Source organism: Mucilaginibacter tolerans, from assembly GCF_030519375.1.
Taxonomy (GTDB): Bacteria; Bacteroidota; Bacteroidia; order Sphingobacteriales; family Sphingobacteriaceae; genus Mucilaginibacter.
This window is the reverse complement of sequence record NZ_JAUMKB010000007.1, coordinates 219,416-240,563: the sequence shown is the minus strand read 5'-3', so window position 1 is coordinate 240,563 and position 21,148 is coordinate 219,416. Positions and strand designations below refer to the sequence as shown.

The 21,148-nt window shown below is 41.7% G+C and carries 7 protein-coding genes; 4 read left to right on the top strand and 3 right to left on the bottom strand.

The genetic code is table 11. The annotated features are described in order from the left end of the window. Positions 1-58 precede the first annotated feature (58 nt). Positions 59-1,777, bottom strand: a complete 1,719-nt coding sequence (ggt, locus tag Q3A68_RS12260) for a gamma-glutamyltransferase (protein WP_302901379.1) — start codon at positions 1,775-1,777, stop codon at positions 59-61. 219 nt (positions 1,778-1,996) lie between these two features. Between ggt and Q3A68_RS12255 the strand changes: the two genes are divergently transcribed. Further along, complete coding sequence (locus Q3A68_RS12255; protein WP_302901378.1) at positions 1,997-2,503, top strand: hypothetical protein; 507 nt, start codon at positions 1,997-1,999, stop codon at positions 2,501-2,503. Between the two features lie 80 nt (positions 2,504-2,583). Here Q3A68_RS12255 and Q3A68_RS12250 read toward each other — a convergent pair whose 3' ends face one another. Together Q3A68_RS12250 and Q3A68_RS12245 are read right to left on the bottom strand one after the other, a co-directional pair. Further along, on the bottom strand, positions 2,584-6,318 hold the full coding sequence (locus tag Q3A68_RS12250; RefSeq protein WP_302901377.1) for a S8 family serine peptidase: 3,735 nt from the start codon (positions 6,316-6,318) through the stop codon (positions 2,584-2,586). A gap of 103 nt (positions 6,319-6,421) precedes the next feature. Then, on the bottom strand, positions 6,422-7,534 hold the full coding sequence (locus tag Q3A68_RS12245) for a hypothetical protein (protein WP_302901376.1): 1,113 nt from the start codon (positions 7,532-7,534) through the stop codon (positions 6,422-6,424). An 897-nt stretch (positions 7,535-8,431) separates the two neighbouring features. Between Q3A68_RS12245 and Q3A68_RS12240 the strand changes: the two genes are divergently transcribed. The 3 genes from Q3A68_RS12240 to Q3A68_RS12230 all read left to right on the top strand — a co-directional run bounded on the left by Q3A68_RS12240 (position 8,432) and on the right by Q3A68_RS12230 (position 21,097). Further along, positions 8,432-12,151, top strand: a complete 3,720-nt coding sequence (locus Q3A68_RS12240) for a DUF8693 domain-containing protein (protein WP_302901375.1) — start codon at positions 8,432-8,434, stop codon at positions 12,149-12,151. A gap of 358 nt (positions 12,152-12,509) precedes the next feature. Next, positions 12,510-17,306 carry a DUF8693 domain-containing protein gene (locus Q3A68_RS12235; RefSeq protein WP_302901374.1) on the top strand — a complete coding sequence of 1,599 codons (4,797 nt, stop codon included), beginning with the start codon at positions 12,510-12,512 and terminating at the stop codon, positions 17,304-17,306. Between the two features lie 407 nt (positions 17,307-17,713). Continuing rightward, a complete protein-coding gene (locus tag Q3A68_RS12230) occupies positions 17,714-21,097 on the top strand; it encodes a DUF8693 domain-containing protein (RefSeq protein WP_302901373.1) in 3,384 nt (1,127 codons plus the stop codon). Positions 21,098-21,148 lie beyond the last annotated feature (51 nt).

Here is a 21,148-nt window from a genome sequence, read left to right as displayed (position 1 = left end):
TTAAGCCTGTAATGTTGGGCCTTTGTGCAAACTGCCGGCTGCCTGCTGCAAACTACCTCTACCATCCCAGTTTTGTATCATCACCCCGCGGATCAGCTCCTCCTTCGTAGTAATTCCATTTTGTTTTCAGGATGGCATCCACCCGTCCGCTTGGTCCGCGCCCAACAATCCTGTAACCTTTTTGCTCCAGTTTGACCCGGCTGACACTATCGATCGCATCTTTCTCCATATCAACTTCATCAGGCAACCACTGGTGATGAAGCCGTTTTGAACTAACAGCCTGCTGCATGCTTTGGTTAAACTCAATCACATTTAAAATAGTTTGAAAAACGGAGGTAATAATGGTTGATCCTCCCGGCGTTCCAACTATCATAAATAGTTTTCCATCCTTCTCGATAATAGTCGGCGTCATCGACGACAACATCCTTTTATTGGGTTGAATGCTGTTAGCCTTCCCGCCTACCAGTCCAAACATATTCGGAAATCCCGGTTTTGAACTGAAATCATCCATTTCATCATTCAGCAAAAACCCGGCGCCTTTTACAAATATCTTTGAACCGAAAGAATCGTTCAGCGTTGTAGTAATTGAAACAGCATTCCCCTCTCTGTCAACTATAGAATAATGCGTAGTCTGATCGCTTTCATAACCTGCTATCTTCCCCGGCTGAATGTCTGTGCTTGGAGTGGCCTTCCCCCAGGTAAAATTGCTCATCCGCGAGGCATTATATCCGGGTCTTAATAAACTATCAACGGGCACCTTATAAAAGTCAGGGTCTCCAAGGTATTTAGAGCGATCGGCATAAACCCTGCGCTCAGCCTCTACCATTAATTGCACAGTTGAATCGCGGTTAAAGCCCCATCTTTTTAAAGGATATTTCTCTACCATTTGCAGCAACTGCAACAAAGCAACTCCACCGCTTGATGGCGGCGGCATAGTAATTATCTTATATCCTTTATAGGTTCCTGTAAGCGCATTGCGCCAAACCGAATGATAATTCTGAAGGTCGGTCTTAGTGATCATACCTTTGCCATTCTTCATTTCATCCACAATCTGATCAGCTACTATTCCATCATAAAACCCAGCCCGGCCTTTATCCCGTATCTGCTCCAATGTTTTTGCCAGGTCTTCCTGCACTAACAGGTCTGCTTCCTTCCAGCCACCGTCTTTCAACAAATAACTTGCACCAGGATTCAGCTTTTTAAATTCATTCCCTGTATGATTCAGGTCGCCGGCAAGACGATTGGTGATTTTGAACCCATTGCGAGCCAGGTCAATTGCAGGCTGTACCAGGTCTGCCCATTTCAAATGCCCATATTTACGATGTGCCTCGATCATCCCATCGACAGATCCCGGCACGCCAGACGAGATGTGAGTTGAAATACTCATTCCTGGAACAACATTTCCTGCTGAGTCCAGATACATATTCTGGCTTGCATCTGCAGGGGCTTTTTCCCTAAAATCAAGCGTATTGGTTTCGCCTTTAGCAGACCTGAATACCATAAAACCACCTCCCCCTATGTTACCTGCTTCGGGATGGGTAACCTCCAGCGCAAATTGAACAGCCACTGCGGCGTCTACAGCATTCCCGCCCCGCTTTAATATATTCAAACCTACCTGTGCAGCATCCGGATAAGCGCAAACCACCATGCCATTGTAGTATTCATCGCTTACATTTTGCCCAAGCGTGCCCTGCACACAACTAGAAGAAATAAAGAAAATGGATGTTAGTATAAGCAGAAGAAAAGACTTGTTGTTCCTGTTTAAAAAATAATTCATAGCTGATTATTGAGTCATCTAATTTACCCGAATTAAAATAAAGACCAATTGAGTAAAAGTTGAGCAAAGCAACCTGCCCACAAACCAATTGTAGCAAGAAAGTTACAAAATAGTGCCATTATTGCAATTTTTATAATTGATACTCAAACAAATACAGAACGACGGGTGTTTGTGCAGAAAATAAACATAAAAAACTCACGTTCTTTGCAAGAAACTTCTATGAAAAAAGCTATTTACTTTTTATTTGCCCTTACAGTATTTGTATTTGTCAGTACCGGCTCTAAAGCACAGCAGTACAAGCCAAATTATGAATTTGCATTAGGACTAAAGTTTGGCGGATACGAGAATGGGATCGCTGGGAAATATTTCCTGGATAACACCCTATCTGTGGAGGGCATTCTTGGTTTTCGTTCTCATGGCGCGGTGGTTACCGGCTTGTTGGAATTAAACGTAAATGCGTTTAATACTCCCGGGCTTCAGTTTTACTATGGTGCCGGAGCACATATTGGAGCGGTAGGCTCAGGTGTGTATAAAAGATTTGGAGGGACTAACGAGTATTATAATAGCGGCCAATTATTATTTGGTATTGATGGCGTAGTTGGTTTGGAATATGTAATTCCAAATTCACCAATCGCAGTTAGCCTTGATCTTGATCCAAGGATTGAGCTTACAGGAGGTCCTTTTATTGACCTTGCTCCCGGACTTGGAATAAAGTATACTTTCTAATAAAATTAACAGCTACTAATTACTAATTGATTTAACTGCAGAAGGCCGGTTTTAAAAGCCGGCCTTTCTGTTTTATTCGCTTATCTAACGATAATAATCTTCCGGGTATACAATTTGTAATTATATAAAAGTCGTAATACGTAGTTGCCTGGAGCGAGCTTACTTACATCAATCAGCGTGCTAAAGTTCCCTCCATTCAGCACCACTTTATCTGTGTACTCATTTTCTCCAATAATGTTAACCAATGATAAATTTACATTCACTGCTGAGTTTGCGGCGAACAGCACATTTATCTGCGTATTGGCCGGATTAGGGAATACCGTTAAACCAATATCGTTTTCTCCCGGATTGGCGGGCAATATTACGTAGGCAAAGTTATCCGACTTTGCAACGCATCCGTTCGCCAGCGAAACCTCAACCCGATAATTACCACTCTGTGTTGGCGAGTAGGTTTGCCCGGTGGCCCCTGGTATCAACGTACCGTTTAAATACCATTGATTATTCGCTGTTGCACTCGAACTGAGCGTTGTACCGTTCTGCGTAATTACAGGTTTGGTGACAGGCACCGCCTGTCGGGAAGCTGATGCACAACCCGGGCTTTTTAATTGAATGTCATAAAAATAATAATAGAAATTTCTGTAATAAGTGGTGTCCCCTGCGGAAGTTGCCGTATTTCCGGTGATGCCAAACACATCTCCTATTTTAAATGGGTAGCCCCTTACCCCGCCATTGCTACGATAAATAGTAGCTGTATTGTCATACGTGGCACTGATACTATAGTTACCTGCTGATGGTAGCAGCAGATTAAGATTATAAACCTGCCCCTGATCTGTAGGGTCATCGCTTTTTGCCCCAGGCGATGGATTTGATGCTGTTGCTACAGCGTTAATAGAGGTGGTCGATACGATTTCACCGCTCGAGTTAGATACATTAAAAGTTATACGGCCCGAATTGCCGATATACAGGCGTGCGCTTTCTATTATTACAGGTATCCGTGTAAACACATTTACTTCGGGTGTGAATTGGTTGTAGCCGCCAGCCGTAAATACATTTTTGGTAGCAGGCCCGACTGTTCCGCTAAAATCATTTAGCCCAACGTAATAGGTATTGTTAACCGGTGCATCAGAAGTGAGTACTGTTGAGCCATATGCAAAAGGATAGGTATCGTTATTATTTTTATACCACAGGAGTTCACCTTCCCCGGCACCAGTCATCAGGTAAGCATTGGCGACATTGCAATAGTTTGCCGACAGATCTGTGCCCGTTGGGGGATTATCTATTGCCACGGTATCTATAATTCCGTTATTGGCCGGGACAAGATCACCCGTAAGGCTGGCCGTTGCTGTTATGATATATGTTGATCCCGAAGTAATGTTAAATACATTATTAAAGGTGAAGTTATCCTGCGTCAAAGGAGCAAGAGAAGCGGTATATAACTGATTAAAGGTTGTTACTGTATTATCCGGAGCGGTAATGGTTACAGTAATGGGAATATTGGTTATTGTTTGACTGCCAAAATTCTTAATGGTAACGGTTACGGGCGTCGATCCCGAACAATTGCCCCCGGGCGATGGGTTAACTACCGCAATGACTCCGGCATCAAGGCTTGTTTGCAAAAATTGAACACGATAATCCTGCGTTTCTCCTTTGGCGTAACTTCCGCAGGGTTTTATCGTCGACGTGTCGGAAGTTTCCGTCAGCACCACCCTCATCAGACTAAAATTTCCGGGAACAACGGTGGAAGGTACTGTAATATTTGCGGTATAAATACCTGTCGCGTTTATGATATTGGTTGTTGCAACCAACTCATTCGCATCAAATACGCCGTTACCATTCCAATCGATATACACCTTGGCTGCTTTATTAAAATTGGCACCGCATGTGCCCAAAGTGAGGCTTAAGGGATATGTTTTATTTTGTTCAAGCCGGATGGTCAAATTGGTGTAATCAGAATAGGTGGTACACCCGGAAGAAGGGGTATTATTGATGTTGGATAGCGTCACATTGTCAATGCGTGAATCGGCGCTCGATAGGGGTGCAGACGCACAATACGCCGAACCACCTATGCCTGTAATAATGAGCGAGTAAGCCTGTGAACCTGACATTAAGGTCCTTTTATGCGATACTTTTATGGTATATGATTTACCGGGAATAGCTCCGGACACATACACCTGTTCCACATTATCCCGGATGTTATCGCCGGTTGCTGCTGTCGCAGATGGATTATTCGGATCAAGTACCCAGGGCAGATAGGTGGTTGTCCCATCGCTTATTCTAATATCCAGGTCATTCACCAATTTTGGCGTCCTGTCATTTATCGTCCCGTCTGGTGTTATACTACCAGCAGGATCGGTCCACGATATAGTGGCCACGAAAGGGCCATTACCTGAAGCGACAACATTAAATGTTTGGGTTGCTCCTTGCGCTAATGTATTTTCTTTGATCTGGCTTTTTGTGCCGTTATCTGTGATAGCTTGTGCGGCTGTCTTCATATCCAATAAGCCCCACCCGTAAATATAGTCCGGACCAACATTTCCTGCATCAAACGCTGTATGGCAGGCCAGCCCTTTTAAGGTAGCTGCCCGCATAAAAGCACCAGAGTTTTTCTGAGCATAGTATTCCTGTAACAAGTACAGCGATCCCGTAATATTAGGCGCAGCCTGTGATGTACCCGATAAGGTGATGTAGCTTGTCGTACTATTGCTACCAGTTGATAATACATTCAGGCCATTGCCAACAATATCGGGTTTTATCCGTCCGTCATCCGTTGGCCCCCAACTACTGAAATAAGCAGTAGTAATACTTTGAGAGTTGGCAGGCCCGTAAGGCAAAGGATCTACAGCACCCACAGTCAATATATTCTTGGCATTCGCTGTGCTGCTGATGCAGTCATATCCATTATTACTGCTAATACTATCAGGACGGGGTCCTTTATCCACAAAAGTCTGATCGCTGGCGCTTTTATAACCATAATAATCCTGGCCAACTGCGGGGCCAGTACTCCCGTGGGCATTTCCTGCCGCCTCAACAATAAGGTAATAGGGTGCAGTATAAGCTACCTTATCAAATGCCTGTGTATGATCTCCGTAAAAACCAAAAGTATAATCGACTGTGTCCCCCGGAATGCCATACCATTCCCACCTATTGAAGCTATCATCAAAAACCCAGCCCCCCAATTCTCCATAAGAGTGGTTAGAAAGCAACAACCCGGGTGCAGCTTTGCTCATTTCGGCAACGTCGTTGTTAAAATCGTAAGACAGAAGCGTAGAAGCATTGAAAGCCATGCCCTTTACAGGAGGATACACCCCTTTAGCCAGCATAGTTCCGGCAACATGTGTAGCATGGTCAATAATGGAGGATGTGTCCGCAATGGTGATGGTTTTACCACTAAACTCCTGGTGAAACCGGTATACGGCTCCTCCGTCCCATACGGCTAGTTTATTGTTTAAAATCGAACTCGATCCGGACAAATTAAGGCCAAGGCTACCTCCAGGCTGTACTGTGTTGGTGCTGGTAGTTGCTGCCGAAATTACGTTGTCGTCAGTAGTAAAATAAATTGGGAAGCCGCGTCTGCTTATCCCTTGTAAAACCTGTATTCCACCTTTCTTCGTTTTTCGGCTTACTATCCAGCCTTTACTACTGGCAAGAGAAAGAGCTTGTTGCTGACTTCTAGCGAATGAAGAATTTGCTTTTACAGAAATCGCATCCAGTTCCTTTTTTTTGTCGGCAGACACCAGGGGCTGTTGACAAAAAGCCGTATTTGCAAAAATCAACCCTAATACGCAAGTAAGCAATAACGAGTAACGTTTCTTCATTTGCCTCCTGTAAAAGAATAAGCCATAGTAGCTAAAATTATGCTTTTTCACCTTAACTTGGCGGAATATTTATTAACCATCAGATGTTTAAATCAGCTAAAAACTACCTGTCGAGGTAGACGAAGGTCAAACCTGCAGAAGTATATTGTGCCTCTATTTTTTTTTGCATAATGTGATAGGTTCTCATCTGTGAGTAAGCGGATACACCTGTCTCTGAGCCAGCCCAATACAGTAACTCTATTTTCGCCTGGCCATGGCATATATTCGCAATGTCTTTTTTACTACAAAACCTTTGCAGCGGTTTGCATTTGCTTGTATCCCGGATACAAATGATCATTCTGGGCACATTCCCCGACCACAATTTTGATGATAAATTATTGTCCCAATAACCCCAAAAACTAAAGGCGGGTAATATTATCCAGCAAATCACTATTAATTTACCCCATCCTTTTGCAGCTTGTGGTAAAATAGCTATCGCTTCATTTTTCTTCAGAAAAATCAAATACAAGAAAAGTATCATGGCAATATTCCATGGCCAAAGGGTCATATACCCCTTCAGCCCAAAAGGGCCAAGGAAAACAAGAATAAACAAATGCATGATAATCAATGATAGAGCCGACCTGGCTTGCGTTCTTTTAAATAGCAATCCTACCCCGCCCAGCAATTCAGTAATACCCAATAAATATCCGCTATAATATAACCAACGTTGAGCAGCAACATCAGCCGGGATTTTTAAAAAGCCCCGAAGTATCATCCTGCTCCAAATCACTTGCAAAAACCCATCGTTCAATTTGCAAAGACCTCCGTAAAAATAGGTTGACACTAGTAAAAGACCAACCGATATGGGTATAAGTTCAGAATGGCGGGGATAAATAATATAAATAAATAAGATAAAACAATAAAGGTATTCCAGCGGTGTTAATCTGTTTTGATCAAGACTACATAAGCAAATTTCTATTACCAGTAAGCCGATCAGAATATATTTATTGCTGCTAATAATCAGCCATATCATAGCAGCAATTGACAATCCAAATAAAATAACGTGTGCTATTGCAGGCACACGATCGAGATATTCACAAATGGGAGCTGTCGGTAATAATCTACCGGTAGTCCAGATTCGCCTGGTCATCCATTTTGTAAGCAGCCATGATAAAAAGATTACCTTTAATATCAAAGCATTTGTGTTTTTACTACCTAAAAAGGGTTTGAAAGTCATTAGCTGATCCTAATAATCGACCGATGAACCTAAGAAATAATTTCAATAATCAGGAATACCAAAATGAATAATTAACTTGATTATTGTATCCTGGCGGGAAATACAAACGTATAAGTGATTGTTTGCTCTATGCAACTGTTCTTTGGTGAATAATAATAAAATTTGTGTACATTTGAAGTAAATGTTATTTCTGACATGAAAATTAAAATCATTTTCAGTGTATTTGTATTGTTACTAGTAAATACGGTAAACGTATTTGCCCAAGAAATTAACCCTTGTTATGGGGATGTTGACCCTGACAGTGGAGGTTGCCCATTAGATACCTGGATAATTGCTTTAGCCATTGTAGCATCGTTAATTGCTGTTACAAAACTTTACCGTGGAAAAAATTCGGTTCTTTAATTCTCTTCGTTAGCTATCCGTTTGTTATTTCATTATTACCTGGCCTTAGCAAATAGCACATTTCTACTCGGTCATTTTTCATTCTCATCTGGACTAGCCAGTGTATCAACCCATTATAAGACTACACCAGGCAATTTCTTTTCCCGATACGATTCTTTAATAAGCTTATAAGAACATTTAATCATAATTAATAATTAGTACCTAAACTATCTATTAACATAAAAATCGTTAGAAGCAAAACCCACTAAGCTTAAAAAGAAAATAGCTGTGGGAAATACTCCCCAAATCAGGGAACACGAATACTCATTATTCCCCACGCGACAACCCGCTTTCTTCTGACTTAAAACAAGTTACAAAAAAAATTACATGCATTAATAGGGTTAAAAAAGCCATAACCGGGGTATTAAAGGGTATTTATAACACTTTAGTGCATGGTTATTGTACTTGGCAAAGCACTTAGTTAATTATAAGTTATTGATGATAAAGCCTATTACCGTGAAAAGAAATTTAGTTACCCTCGCAAATGTTTTGTTATTGGTTTTAATTTCTTCGGAAATTTTTGCTCAAACAGCACCTAATATTTCCTATAGCCCCTCGACCAGTGTTTTTACATTGAATACAGCAATTACTCCGTTAACGCCAGGTAATTCCGGCGGGGGTGTTGCAGCATTTGGTTATGGCACAGGCGTTCAGCTTACCGGAGCAACCCTGGCCAATCCTTGGGGAATGGGCATAGATCCATCTGGTAATATCTATGTGGTAAATTATAACTCAGGTGATTACAATGCCAGCTCAATTAGCAAATACAATGCTGCCGGCGTATATCAGGGCACTTATGGTACAAGTGCTAACTTGCAACAACCATCAGGCATCACATTCGATTCAAATGGTAATGGATATGTGTTAAACTATAACCGCACCAACAACGGCCAAGGTAATTACCATGGCAACGGCTATGTTGATCAATATAACTCATCAGGCACCTATCAACAAACTATTGTGCAGGGCCTTGGTACAGCTACCGGTATCGCTATGGATGCTTCAAACAATCTATACGTTTCTTTAGGCAGCTACAATAGCGGAGCAAACACAGCGTCTCAATACAACATTAGCGGAGCCCTGGCATTTTCCATAGCAAGCGGACATACCTCCAACCCTGTTGCCGTAGGCGTTGACGGTTCATATAATATCTATGTTCTGGATAATACAAACAAAAACGTAACTAAATATAACTCAACAGGAGCATATTTATCTACTGTAATCAGCGGATTAAGCGACCCTAATGCAATTTATGTTGATGGAGCAGGTGATGTATATGTAGGTGATTCAGGCACAGGAAAAGTAGTTATATACAACTCGGCCTTTGGTACAATAAGCACAATCTCCGGCTTTACCGATCCTCGTGGCCTAGTTACCGACAGTAAGGGCAATTTATATGTATCTGATTACGCTGCAAATACAGTAACAAAATTTGCTCCGACAGGTGGTTATTTTATCAACAGCCTGCTGCCTCCGGGCTTAAGCTTTGACAGTGCAACCGGCAAAATCAGCGGTACCCCTACTGCTTCATTTAGCGCTACCACTTATACCATCACTGCATATAATGCTTATGGTAGCAGCAGTACTACGGTAACTTTATCATGCCCACCAAATTATTCTGCTCCTATCATAAGCTATAATCCTTCGATTAACGTATTCACTACCAACGCAGCAGTAATTCTCTCTGCTTCAAATGCCGGAGGTACCCCTACCAGTTGGAGCATAAGTCCGAGCCTGCCTGCCAACACGTTGACTTTTTCAAACGGAACTTTCTCTGGCACGCCAACTGCAACAGGCTCTGCAACAGTTTATACTGTCACTGCTACTAATGCCTCAGGCAGCAGTACTACTACGGTAAGTATTGCTTTTGTGAAAGATAACTATTGGACAGGAAAACAAGATAAAAAATGGGAGAACAAACAAAACTGGAGTGCTAAACAACTTCCCGGAACAAATGGTTATGACCTTGCCAGTATAGGTGTTATTAATTATACAGGTCCAGATCCCGTCATAACATCAACAACAGGAGCCGTTAGTGTTAAATATGTAACTTTTGGAGCTGCAAACGCTGCTACGTTAACTGTCCAAACCGGAGGCTCGCTCACTGTCAGCAGCATATTGACTGTCAATACAAACTCAACACCAACCTTCACCGGCTCAGGCACAGGTGCCATATATATTGGTTCAACAGCTGTACTGAACGTAACCGGAACCGGATCATTAACGATTAATACATCTGCTTCAACTGGTAATTTCGTTACCTTACAATCAAGTGCTACAAGCTCAGCATCTGTAGCTGCGATAACATCAGGAGTAATTTCCGGCAATGTTACGGTTGAACGTTATTTACCAGCCGGTACACGTGGGTATAGATTATTAAGCTCTCCCGTAAATACAGGAACGACAGATTCTAATGGGAACACGTTATACAGCATCAACTACGTAGCAAACTCAAGCTATGTTTCAGGGACTAGTTTCACAACAAATTATAATTCAGGTGGATTTTCAAAACAGGGCAACCCCTCAATGTATTTGTATCGCGAAAATCTGGTTCCTACGGCCGCAAGTTTTCTAACCAGTAGTTTTAGAGGAATTAGCGACATGAGTGCATCGCCATATTATACGATCAATCTTGACGGTTCTGGATTTGACATTCCGATTGGCAATGGATTTCTTTACTTTTTCAGAGGTGGTGCAGGTACTGTAAACCCATATTCTACTTCTTCGACGCCGGCGGCAGCTACTCTAAGTGCTACCGGAAAGTTAAATCAGGGCGCTATAACATTTAAGCACTGGTATACACCAGGTACATCAGGATTAATGTATACAACCACAAACCCAGACAGTACTTACAGGGGGTTCACCTTAGTAGGCAATCCTTATGCTTGTACTATAGACCTTGCAACTTATGCCACCGGTGGTATCTCGATGACTAACCTGTCAAAGTTTGTATACGAGCTCGATCCAGTCAGCAAAAATTATGGTGTATATACACTTGATGGCAGCGCACCCGCTACAACTAATGCATCAAGGTACATTGCCAGCGGACAAGGATTTTTTGTGAAAGCATCCAGTACATCGCCAACACCTCAATTGACTTTCAATGAATCATGTAAGGTGGAAAATATTCAAAATAGCGGTGCAAGTCTACTTTTAAGTAAAGCACCTATTGTAAACATGGTTCCTAGATATTTACGCCTAAGAATAGCCATGGATTCGATTAATAAGGAAGAAACCGTACTAAGCTTTAATAATAATGCAAAAACCAGTTATGTACTTGATGAAGATGCAATTTATCGTCAGGGAACAGGTAAAGTAAATATTGCTAGCCTATCAAGCGATAATAAAACAATTGCTGTAAATACAATGCCATTAGAAACCAAAGGCTTATCAGTAAGGATAAATGTAAATGCAACTGCTAACGGCACTTATTCATTAAGCATGAATTCAATACAAGGTATTCCTGAACTGTATGATATATGGTTGATGGATGCCTACAAGAAAGACTCTGTTGATATGCGCCACAATAAAACTTATTTGTTTGATGTAATTAAAACTGACACGGCCAGTTATGGTGCCTACCGCTTCAAGCTGGTTATGCGTCAAAACCCAGCGCTTGCTTATCACCTGCTTAACTTTACTGCCAGTAAATCAACCGGTAAACAGGTTCAGTTAGCCTGGGTAACCGAGCATGAAGCTAACTATACCAACTTTACTGTGGAAAGAAGCACCGACGGTGGCACAATTTACACTGTAGTAGGTGGTGTTACCGCGACTGGCGCTGGTACGTATAGCTTACTAGATAAGACTCCGGGTGAAAATAACTTGTACCGCCTAAAACAGGAAGATATAAATAATAATATTACGTATTCTCATATTATTCCGGTTGGTTTTGCAAAACAAAGTAATAATCTCGCTGGAAATAATATCAACATTTATCCCAACCCGGCAAGCAGTACTGTAAACATGGCCATAAATACCGCCTTAAGCAACAGTGCAACAACTTATAATTTTACTATTACTAATAACTATGGCCTGGTGATAAAACAAGGCACATCGGCACAGGCAAACTGGCAAACTAATATAAACGATCTGCTTCCTGGTACCTATGTTATTCAGGTAGTTAACAATAAAGACAAATCCTTTGTGGGCAAGTCAAAACTTGTAAAACTATAAACCAAGTTCTGCAATAAAACTATTAAAGGGGCGCCATTAAAACATGGCGCCCCTTTAATAGTTTTAACCCAATAGTTATTTTGGGTAGTTCTTAATACCAATTACTTTTCAACATATTATCAACAAAATATATTATAATTAACTATAGGTTAATCGCAATATTTCCGAAAATCAGACAAAAAAGCTCTTCACATAGCATTCTAGGAACATCTGCAAATCAATAAGTTATATTGAGTACAATTCAATTAACTTAAAATAAAAAGAAATTTCCTTACCAATTAACATACCATATTAACCCATAGGAAACATGTAACCAAAATTAATTACATTCGTATAGCCGAATCAAATTGTTGTTATTGTGAAAAAATATCTACCATTTTTATTACCCGCACCCTTATTATTTCTGACTATTATTAATGCTTTGGCCCAGGCGCCTAGTATTTCTTATAGTCCATCAACAAATACTTACACTAAGAATGTAACTATTAGTCAGCTGACACCAACGAGCAGTGGATCAGCAGTGCCTGCTACCATTTATGGTACTGTTACAACACTTGCAGCCGGTGGATCCCTTAACAGTCCGAGAGGATTAGCTGCAGACGGATCCGGAAACGTTTATGAAACTAATACCGCGACCAACCAGATTTACATGGTTAACTCCAGCGGTACCACTACTCTGATTGCCGGCTCGGGAATTGCGGGCGAATCCAATAGCGCCAGCGGATCGTCAGCTCAATTCAATGGCGTGTGGGGAGTGGCTTATAATTCCGCAGGATATATTTATGTCTGCGATTATTCAGGCAGTACAATCAGAAAAATCAGTACAACAGCGCCATATGCTGTTACTACTCTTGCCGGGACATCGGGTAATCAATTTGAATTAGACGGTATCTCATCAATAGCCGCATTTAACAGGCCTTCGGGAATAGTATTTGACGGTTCATCTTATTTATATGTATGCGACTACGGCGGAAACACTATAAGGAAGGTTAATGTGTCTACCGGCACAGTTACTACAATTGCCGGATTATCGGCCGCGCCAGGCGAGGTTGATAACACCACCGGAACCTCGGCCAGATTCAATGGCCCACGAGGAATAACATATGATAATACAGGATATTTATATGTAACAGACAATGGCGGCAATACAGTCAGAAAGATAAGTACCACAGCACCTTATGCAGTTACTACATTAGTAAATTCCGCTGCCGGACTTTCCAGCCCTGAAGGAATAACTGTGTCGGGCCACGTTTTATACGTAGCTGACCGCGGCACCAATCGTATCAAAAGAGTATTTACAACCGGCTCGATAGCCAATTTTGCCGGAGATGGTGTGCAAAATGAATTAGACGCCACCGGAACAAATGCCGAATTTTATTCACCTTACGCCATAAATGCTTCAGCAGGCAATTTATATGTAGGTGATAGTAAGGCCGCCCAGTCTACCATTCGCAAGATCATAGCAACGGGTTATACCATAAGCCCGGCATTAAGTGCCGGTTTAGGCTTTAATCCCACTACGGGGGTTATCCAGGGGACGCCGACAACTACATTTTCTTCTACAGTATATACCGTGATGGCTTACAATGCAACAGGCGCAACTTTTGCAACACTAACATTATCATGCCAGGCGAATAACCTACGGCCTAATATCAATTATAGCCCTTCATCATATGTTCTGACCTTAAATACTGCCATATCACCTGCAATTACGCCTACTAATACCGGTGGTGCAGTGCCATCAAAGGTATATGGCACGGTTACCACATTTGTACCCGCATCTTCCCCGCTTTACAATCCCAAAGGGCTGGCGATAGATGGCTATGGAAATATATACGAATCAGATTACCAGGGCAATGCCATTTATATGGTAAATTCCAGCGGTACAACAACTCTGATAGCTGGTAATGGTACCGCCACAGAAAGTGATAACACAACAGGCACCTCAGCCACGTTCCACAATCCATGGGGTATTGCATTTGACCCGGCCGGATATATATATGTAAGTGATTACCTGGGAAGTACAATCAGAAAAATTAGTACTATGGCTCCATATGCGGTGACAACGTTAGCTGGCCTTTCCGGTGTTCCGACAGAAGTTGATGGCACAGGAAGCAGCGCAAGGTTTAATCACCCTACAGGCATTGTCTATGATGGGTCAACCTACTTATATGTGTGCGATAATGCAGGCAATACCATCAGGAGGGTTAATGTAAGTACAGGCGCAGTAGTAACCATAGCTGGTTCGGGTTCAGCCTCAGAGGTTGATAGTTCTACCGGAACATCTGCAAGTTTCAATGGCCCTATAGGTATAACTTATGATGGATCTGCTTACCTCTATGTAACTGATAACACTGGAAATACAATTCGAAAGATTAATACAACATCGCCATATGCCGTTTCAACTTTCGTTGCATCCTCTGCTGGTCTTTCTGCTCCTCAGGGTCTTACAATTGATGCTTCAGGATATGTTGAGGTTGCTGACGCTGGAAATAATAAGGTAAGAACTATTACTCCAACGGGTATTGTGCTTACCCTTGCAGGAGATGGGGTACAAAATGATTATGACGCTGCCGGTGCGCTGGCCGAACTTTATACCCCAACTGCGATTGTAGCCGACTATTCGGGGTATTTGTATGTTGGGGACGATAGAAATGCCAGTTCATCTATTCGTCAAATTGCATTATTGGGTTATGCTATAGTTCCTGTATTACATACCAATCTCACTTTTGATACCAGCACAGGTGCGATTGCTGGCGCGCCGAATGTTTACTTTTCTGCAACGCCATATACAGTCACTGCATTTAACGCTTCAGGAAGCAGCAGTTCTGTAGTAACCTTATCCTGCGGCAATTCCAATAACTGGCTTGGTACAACAAACAGTGTTTGGGCTGTGGCATCAAACTGGAGCAGGGGAACTGTACCGGTTTCGACCGATGATGTGCAGATTGGAGTTGTAACTTTTACCAATCAACCTATTATTGATGCCTCCACAGGTAACGTGAACGTTAATTCCATTACTTTTGGTTCGGCTAAGGCAACAACTCTAACGGTTAATAACCCAGAAACATTAACTATTCCGGGCTATTTAACAGTCAATACAGGGGCTAGTGCCACTATAACAGGTACTGGGTTGGTAAACATGACTCCCTCGTCCACAGTAAATGTAAACGGGACGGGTACTCTTGCCCTCACGCTTTCTGGTGGTGGACTGTTCACACTACAATCTGACGCAACGGGAGATGCTTCGGTGGGGCAGATTACATCTACCTCAATTACAGGAACAGTTACAGTTCAACGCTACCTAACCGGCGGCAGCCTTTCTTACAGGGGTTACCGGTTGTTATCCTCCCCTGTTTATAATGCAACAGATGGCAATGGCAATCATATATATAGTATAAATTACCTCAAAAATTCAATGTATCTTACCGCTACAACCACAAATGGAGGGTTTGATAACACTGCGGCTGCAAATCCGACCCTATACATATTTCGTGAAAATATGATACCGGATTACAGCACATTTACTGGTAGTAACTTCAGGGCTATCAATAATATTCTATCCGCTCCAAATTATACATTGGATATAGACGGCGGGCCTTATAATATTTTAGCAGGTGATGGCTATCTATGCTTTTTCAGAGGTAACAGGGCGGCTGCTTCGTTTGCCACTGAGACTACTCCCAGTTATATCCCTCAAACAGCCACATTAAGTACAAGCGGCACATTAAACGCAGGCCAAATTATTTTCAGAAACTGGTTTACCCCTACAACAACTGCTCTAAGTTATTCTCCATCCTCACCTGCCGGGATTATGGGGCACCAATTGGTTGGAAACCCGTATGCGAGTGCAATTGATTGGGACACTTTTCAAACCACCACCCCTACCCAGGGCATGTATGGCGTAAATGTGACGAATACCATATATGAATACGATGAAATAACCAAAACCTATGGTACCTATATAGCGGGTTCCGGTGGTGTTGGCAGTTCTTCGGCCATGACTAATGTTATCTCCAGTGGTCAGGGCTTTTTCATAGTAGCCAGTTCAGCCGGGGGGCAATTTATAATCAACGAATCTGCCAAAACAACCAAACATAATACCGGCATCACCCTGTTAATGACTAAACAACCTGTCAACATGATTAACAACCAATACATAAGGTTACAATTGATGGGAAAAGACTCAACTGTAGGCGATCAAACACTGATCAGATTTAATAATATGGCTACAGGAAAATATACCCAGGGCGTAGATGCTGCCTACATGCCTGGTTTTGGTGAAGCCAGCTTATCGACTAAATCATCTGACATGATTGATCTCTCGATAAACAATATTCCATTCCCTAAACAGAATGCTCGGGCAGTAAAACTTAATTTCACCGTTACTAATAGTGGTAAATACACCATTTCTTTAAGAAACCTGGTACAAGTGCCGCAACTTTATGACCTGTGGCTGATTGATGCTTATAAAGCAGATTCCGTCAACTTAAGGCTTAATAAGACCTATAGCTTTAATGTAAACAAGGCAGATGTTGCCAGTTCCGGCGCAAAACGTTTCATGTTAGTTATCCGAGAAAATCCGGCATTATCATACCAGCTTGTTAACTTTGGTGCCAAAAAAGGAGCTACTACGTCACGACAAGTTGAAGTAACATGGGCAACAAAAAATGAAGGCAATTACACCAACTTTACGGTTGAGCGTAGTACAGATAATGGCAAAACTTACCTAATTATTGGCAGCGTGAAAGCAACCGGGCAAGGCAACTATAGTTTCATTGATTCAGCGCCAGCTGATGGCACAAGCCTATACCGACTACAACAAGAAGACATTAACAACGCTATCTCTTACTCAAAAATAGTGACTATTCAGTATTCCAATCTGAGCAACCAACTGGCTGGTGGAAAGATTAATGTCTACCCTAACCCGGCAAATAGTACCATAAACCTTGCGATTTCAGCAGCTAGTTCAGCTACTTCAGCCTATCGCATCAGGGTTATGAGCACTTCTGGTTTAGTAGTAAAAGATATTATGTCTTCTCAGCCTACATGGCAAGGCAATATAAGTGATTTGAAACCGGGTACCTATATGATAAGGGTTATTAATAATAGCACACAAGACCTGGTAGGCGAAAATAAATTCGTCAAGTTATAATTTCACCTTTTTCCGAACACAGATTGTATGAACAATTCTCATCATGCAATCTGTGTTTTCATTTTAGTCCCGTCGATTGTTTTGACAAATTACCCTTTGACGACTACCGGAAACATTCGCAGACATGCAAACTCATTTAACTATTTTTCAACATTTGCACATTTTTCAACAATTTAGTTAATTTCTGATTAAGTCCTTCCCTTTCCTATTGAGCAATATTAATAGCAAATATTAACTATTACTTCCTGCATTAATTATTATTACAACAAATCGCACTAATATTAACGAATAAGCAAATATATCATTGATAATCAGTTACTTACAACAAATAACGCATCATCTGCGTATAAAAAGGGATGTCAAAAAATCTTAGTTTTGAGTTAATATTCCCTAACTAACTTATTGTTGTGAAAAAACACTTCAAGTATTCGTTTGCAGTGCTCTTATTATACATCTTATCAGTAAGCGCCAGAGCTCAGGCTCCCAATATATCTTATAGCCCATCAACTAATTCCTACACAGTAGGTACAGCAATCACTGCTTTAAATCCAACCAATAACCCGGGGGGAGGAACAGTGGCAGCTTTCGGTTACAGTACCGCAACAGCATTTGGCGGCAGCTATAGCGGCCCGTCAAATTTGAATGTGGATGCATCCGGAAATGTTTACATCCCGAATTACAGTAATAACACCGTTAAAAAATATAATTCGGCGGGAACGTTAGTCACAGCCGCATTTGGTAGCGGATATAATAGGCCTGAGACTGTGGTGGCTGATGCCTCTGGCAACATTTATGTATTAAATACAGGCGGCAATAATATCAGCAAATTCAATTCAAGCGGGACTGCCCTCGGAACTTTTGCTTCGGGTTTTAACTCGCCATATGGCATGGCAATTGATTCCTCAGGCAATATTTATGTAGCAGACTACGGTAACAACGCTGTAAAAAAATACAACAGTGGCGGCACACTACAGTTAACCATTACAACTAGTATTAGCGGTCCCAGCAACGTAGCCACTGATGCCTCCGGGAATGTTTTTGTATTAAATCTGACAGCCAGAACTGTAACAAAATATAATTCATCGGGCACATTTCAATCTACTTTCAAAACCGGCTTATCAAATAGCTCATTCGGTTTTTGGGTAGATGGAGCAAACAACGTATATGTAGGAGATAGCGGAAACAATAAAGTAACTATTTATGGCCCGACCGGCACCACCCTTGTTACCATCACTGTTACTGACCCTGAAGGAATTGTAACCGATACCAAAGGTAATCTTTATGTTGCTTCTTATTCAGGTAACGCAGTGTATAAATACACCCTGACAGGTGGTTATTTTATAAGCCCCCAATTGCCGCCAGGTTTAAGCTTTAATAATACTACTGGCAGCATAACCGGAACTCCTACCACCTCATTTTCCCCTACTACATACACTATAACGGCTTACAATGCAGCCGGCAACGGAAGTACTACCGTTAGTTTGGAATGCAGGCAGACATTATACTGGACAGGTGGAAGCAATACCACCGCCTGGGCAACGCCCGGAAACTGGAGCACAGGCGTTGCTCCCATCACTAACGACGATGTAGAAATTGGCACCCACACTTATTTAAATAATAAGGAACCTTCTATAACAGCAGGAAATGTTACTGTGCGTTCTATTACATTTGGCTCTGTTCGCCCCGCCCCAACTTTAACCGTAAATAGCAATACTTTAACAATCAACAATGCCCTTACAATTAATACGAGCGCAACAGCTGTAATAACAGGCAATGCCTCTTCTTCTCTCATTATGGCCCCCGGTTCGTTAATCTCTGTGAATGGCACGAAACTAACAATTTCAACCAATAGCTTTACTTTGCAATCAGATGCGACAGGATCAGCATCCGTCGGGCCAGTAACTAGTACAAACTTCATTACTTCCGGCACGACAGTTAACGTTCAGCGATATGTTACAGGCGGAAGTTCTACCTATCGGACTTATCGGTTAATGTCATCTCCTGTTTATGCAGCCACAGTTGGCAGTAACAAGGCCTATAATCTCGATTATATAAAAGCTTCAACTTTATTAACAGGAGCATTGGGAAGCACCAATGGGTTCGATAAAACTGGTAATCCAACAATATATTTCTTCCGCGAAGATATAGCTTCAAACTATACTTATTTTGGTGCAGGGAATTGGCCTGCGGTAAGCAAAATCAATAATAGCCCTACCTATAACATTCAGCTTAACAGTGTTGCAACTAATTATTACTTAATGCCCGGGAGCGGGTTCTTATTCTTCTTCAGAGGAGACCGTACTACCAATCTGGCTAATAAATACACTCCGGGAACCAGTGCCGAGTCTGTAACGTTCAGCGCTTCGGGCACATTAAATGTTGGGCAAATAATTGCCAAAGATTGGTATACTCCTGCATCGTCCAATTTGGGCTATACCGCTGCAGTTACAAACGGGTCTTTAAAAGGATACAATCTCGTTGGTAATCCATACCCAAGCAATATAGACTGGGATACGTTCCAAACTACCACAAGTTCATCTGGAATCTATGGAGTAAATATCGATAATACGATATACATGTTTGACCCCGTTAGTAAAAACTATGGCGCTTATATCGCGGGGAATAATCATATAGGCACCAATAATGCAACGAACATTATCCCTAGTGGAGAAGGTTTTTTTGTAAAAGCTACAGCTACGGGTGCGCAACTAATATTTAATGAAAGTGCAAAGACGTCAACGCAAGTAACAGGCGCTAACCTAATGCTTGGTAAGCCGGTGGCCAGCGGGCCTATGCAATATTTTCGTATCAAACTGATTAAAGACGACATAAGCACCGATGAAACGATGATACGCATAAACAGTAGTGCGTCCCTCAATTTTATAAATAATACTGACGCGGCTTACAAACCAGGAAGCGGGACTGTTACATTAGCGGGTTATACAAACGACAAAATTGATGTTTCCATAAAATCAATTCCTTTACCTCATCTGCAAGCGGAAACCTTTGCCTTAAAAGTAAACGCTGCTTCGAATGGAATTTACAAATTAACATTAAAGGATATTGTCGCTATTCCACGATTTTTTGACGTGTGGCTGATGGACAATTACAAGAAGGACTCGCTGGACATGAGGCAGAATATTACCTATCAATTTTACCTCGATAGAGCCGATACTTCAAGCTACGGCAGCAAACGTTTTACTTTGGTTATTCGTCAAAATCCGGCTTATGCTTATCGCCTGATCAACTTCAATGCAACAAAAGTGCAGGATGCACGACAGGTTCAAGTTGTTTGGAAGGCGGCAAATGAAGAAAACTATACTAATTTCACTGTTGAGCGCAGCACCGATAACGGAGCTACATTTGCCGCCTTGGCGGGTATCGATGCAACGGGGGCAGGAACTTACAGTTTTCTGGACAAAAGCCCTGTAAATGGAAATAACTTATACCGCTTGAAACAAGAAGATATTAATAATACAATTAGCTATTCTAAAATTGTAACGATACAATATTCTAACCTAAGCAATCGGATTGTTGGTAACAACCTGAGCATTTATCCGAACCCTGTAAGCAATAATATCAACCTGGCTCTTACATCGCAAAACACAACGGGTAGTTCATATCAGATCAAGTTTATGAGCACGACTGGCCGACTGGTAAAAGAAGCAACATCTTCGCAGCCTAACTGGACTGGAACTACCGAGAATTTACAACCAGGCACTTATATTATACAGGTATTTGATAATAAAACCCAGAACCTTGTCGGCGAAAACAAGTTTGTTAAGTTGTAAAATTAAACACGACTCTCTCCACTTTAACTGTAGATAATAGCTTCATGAAAA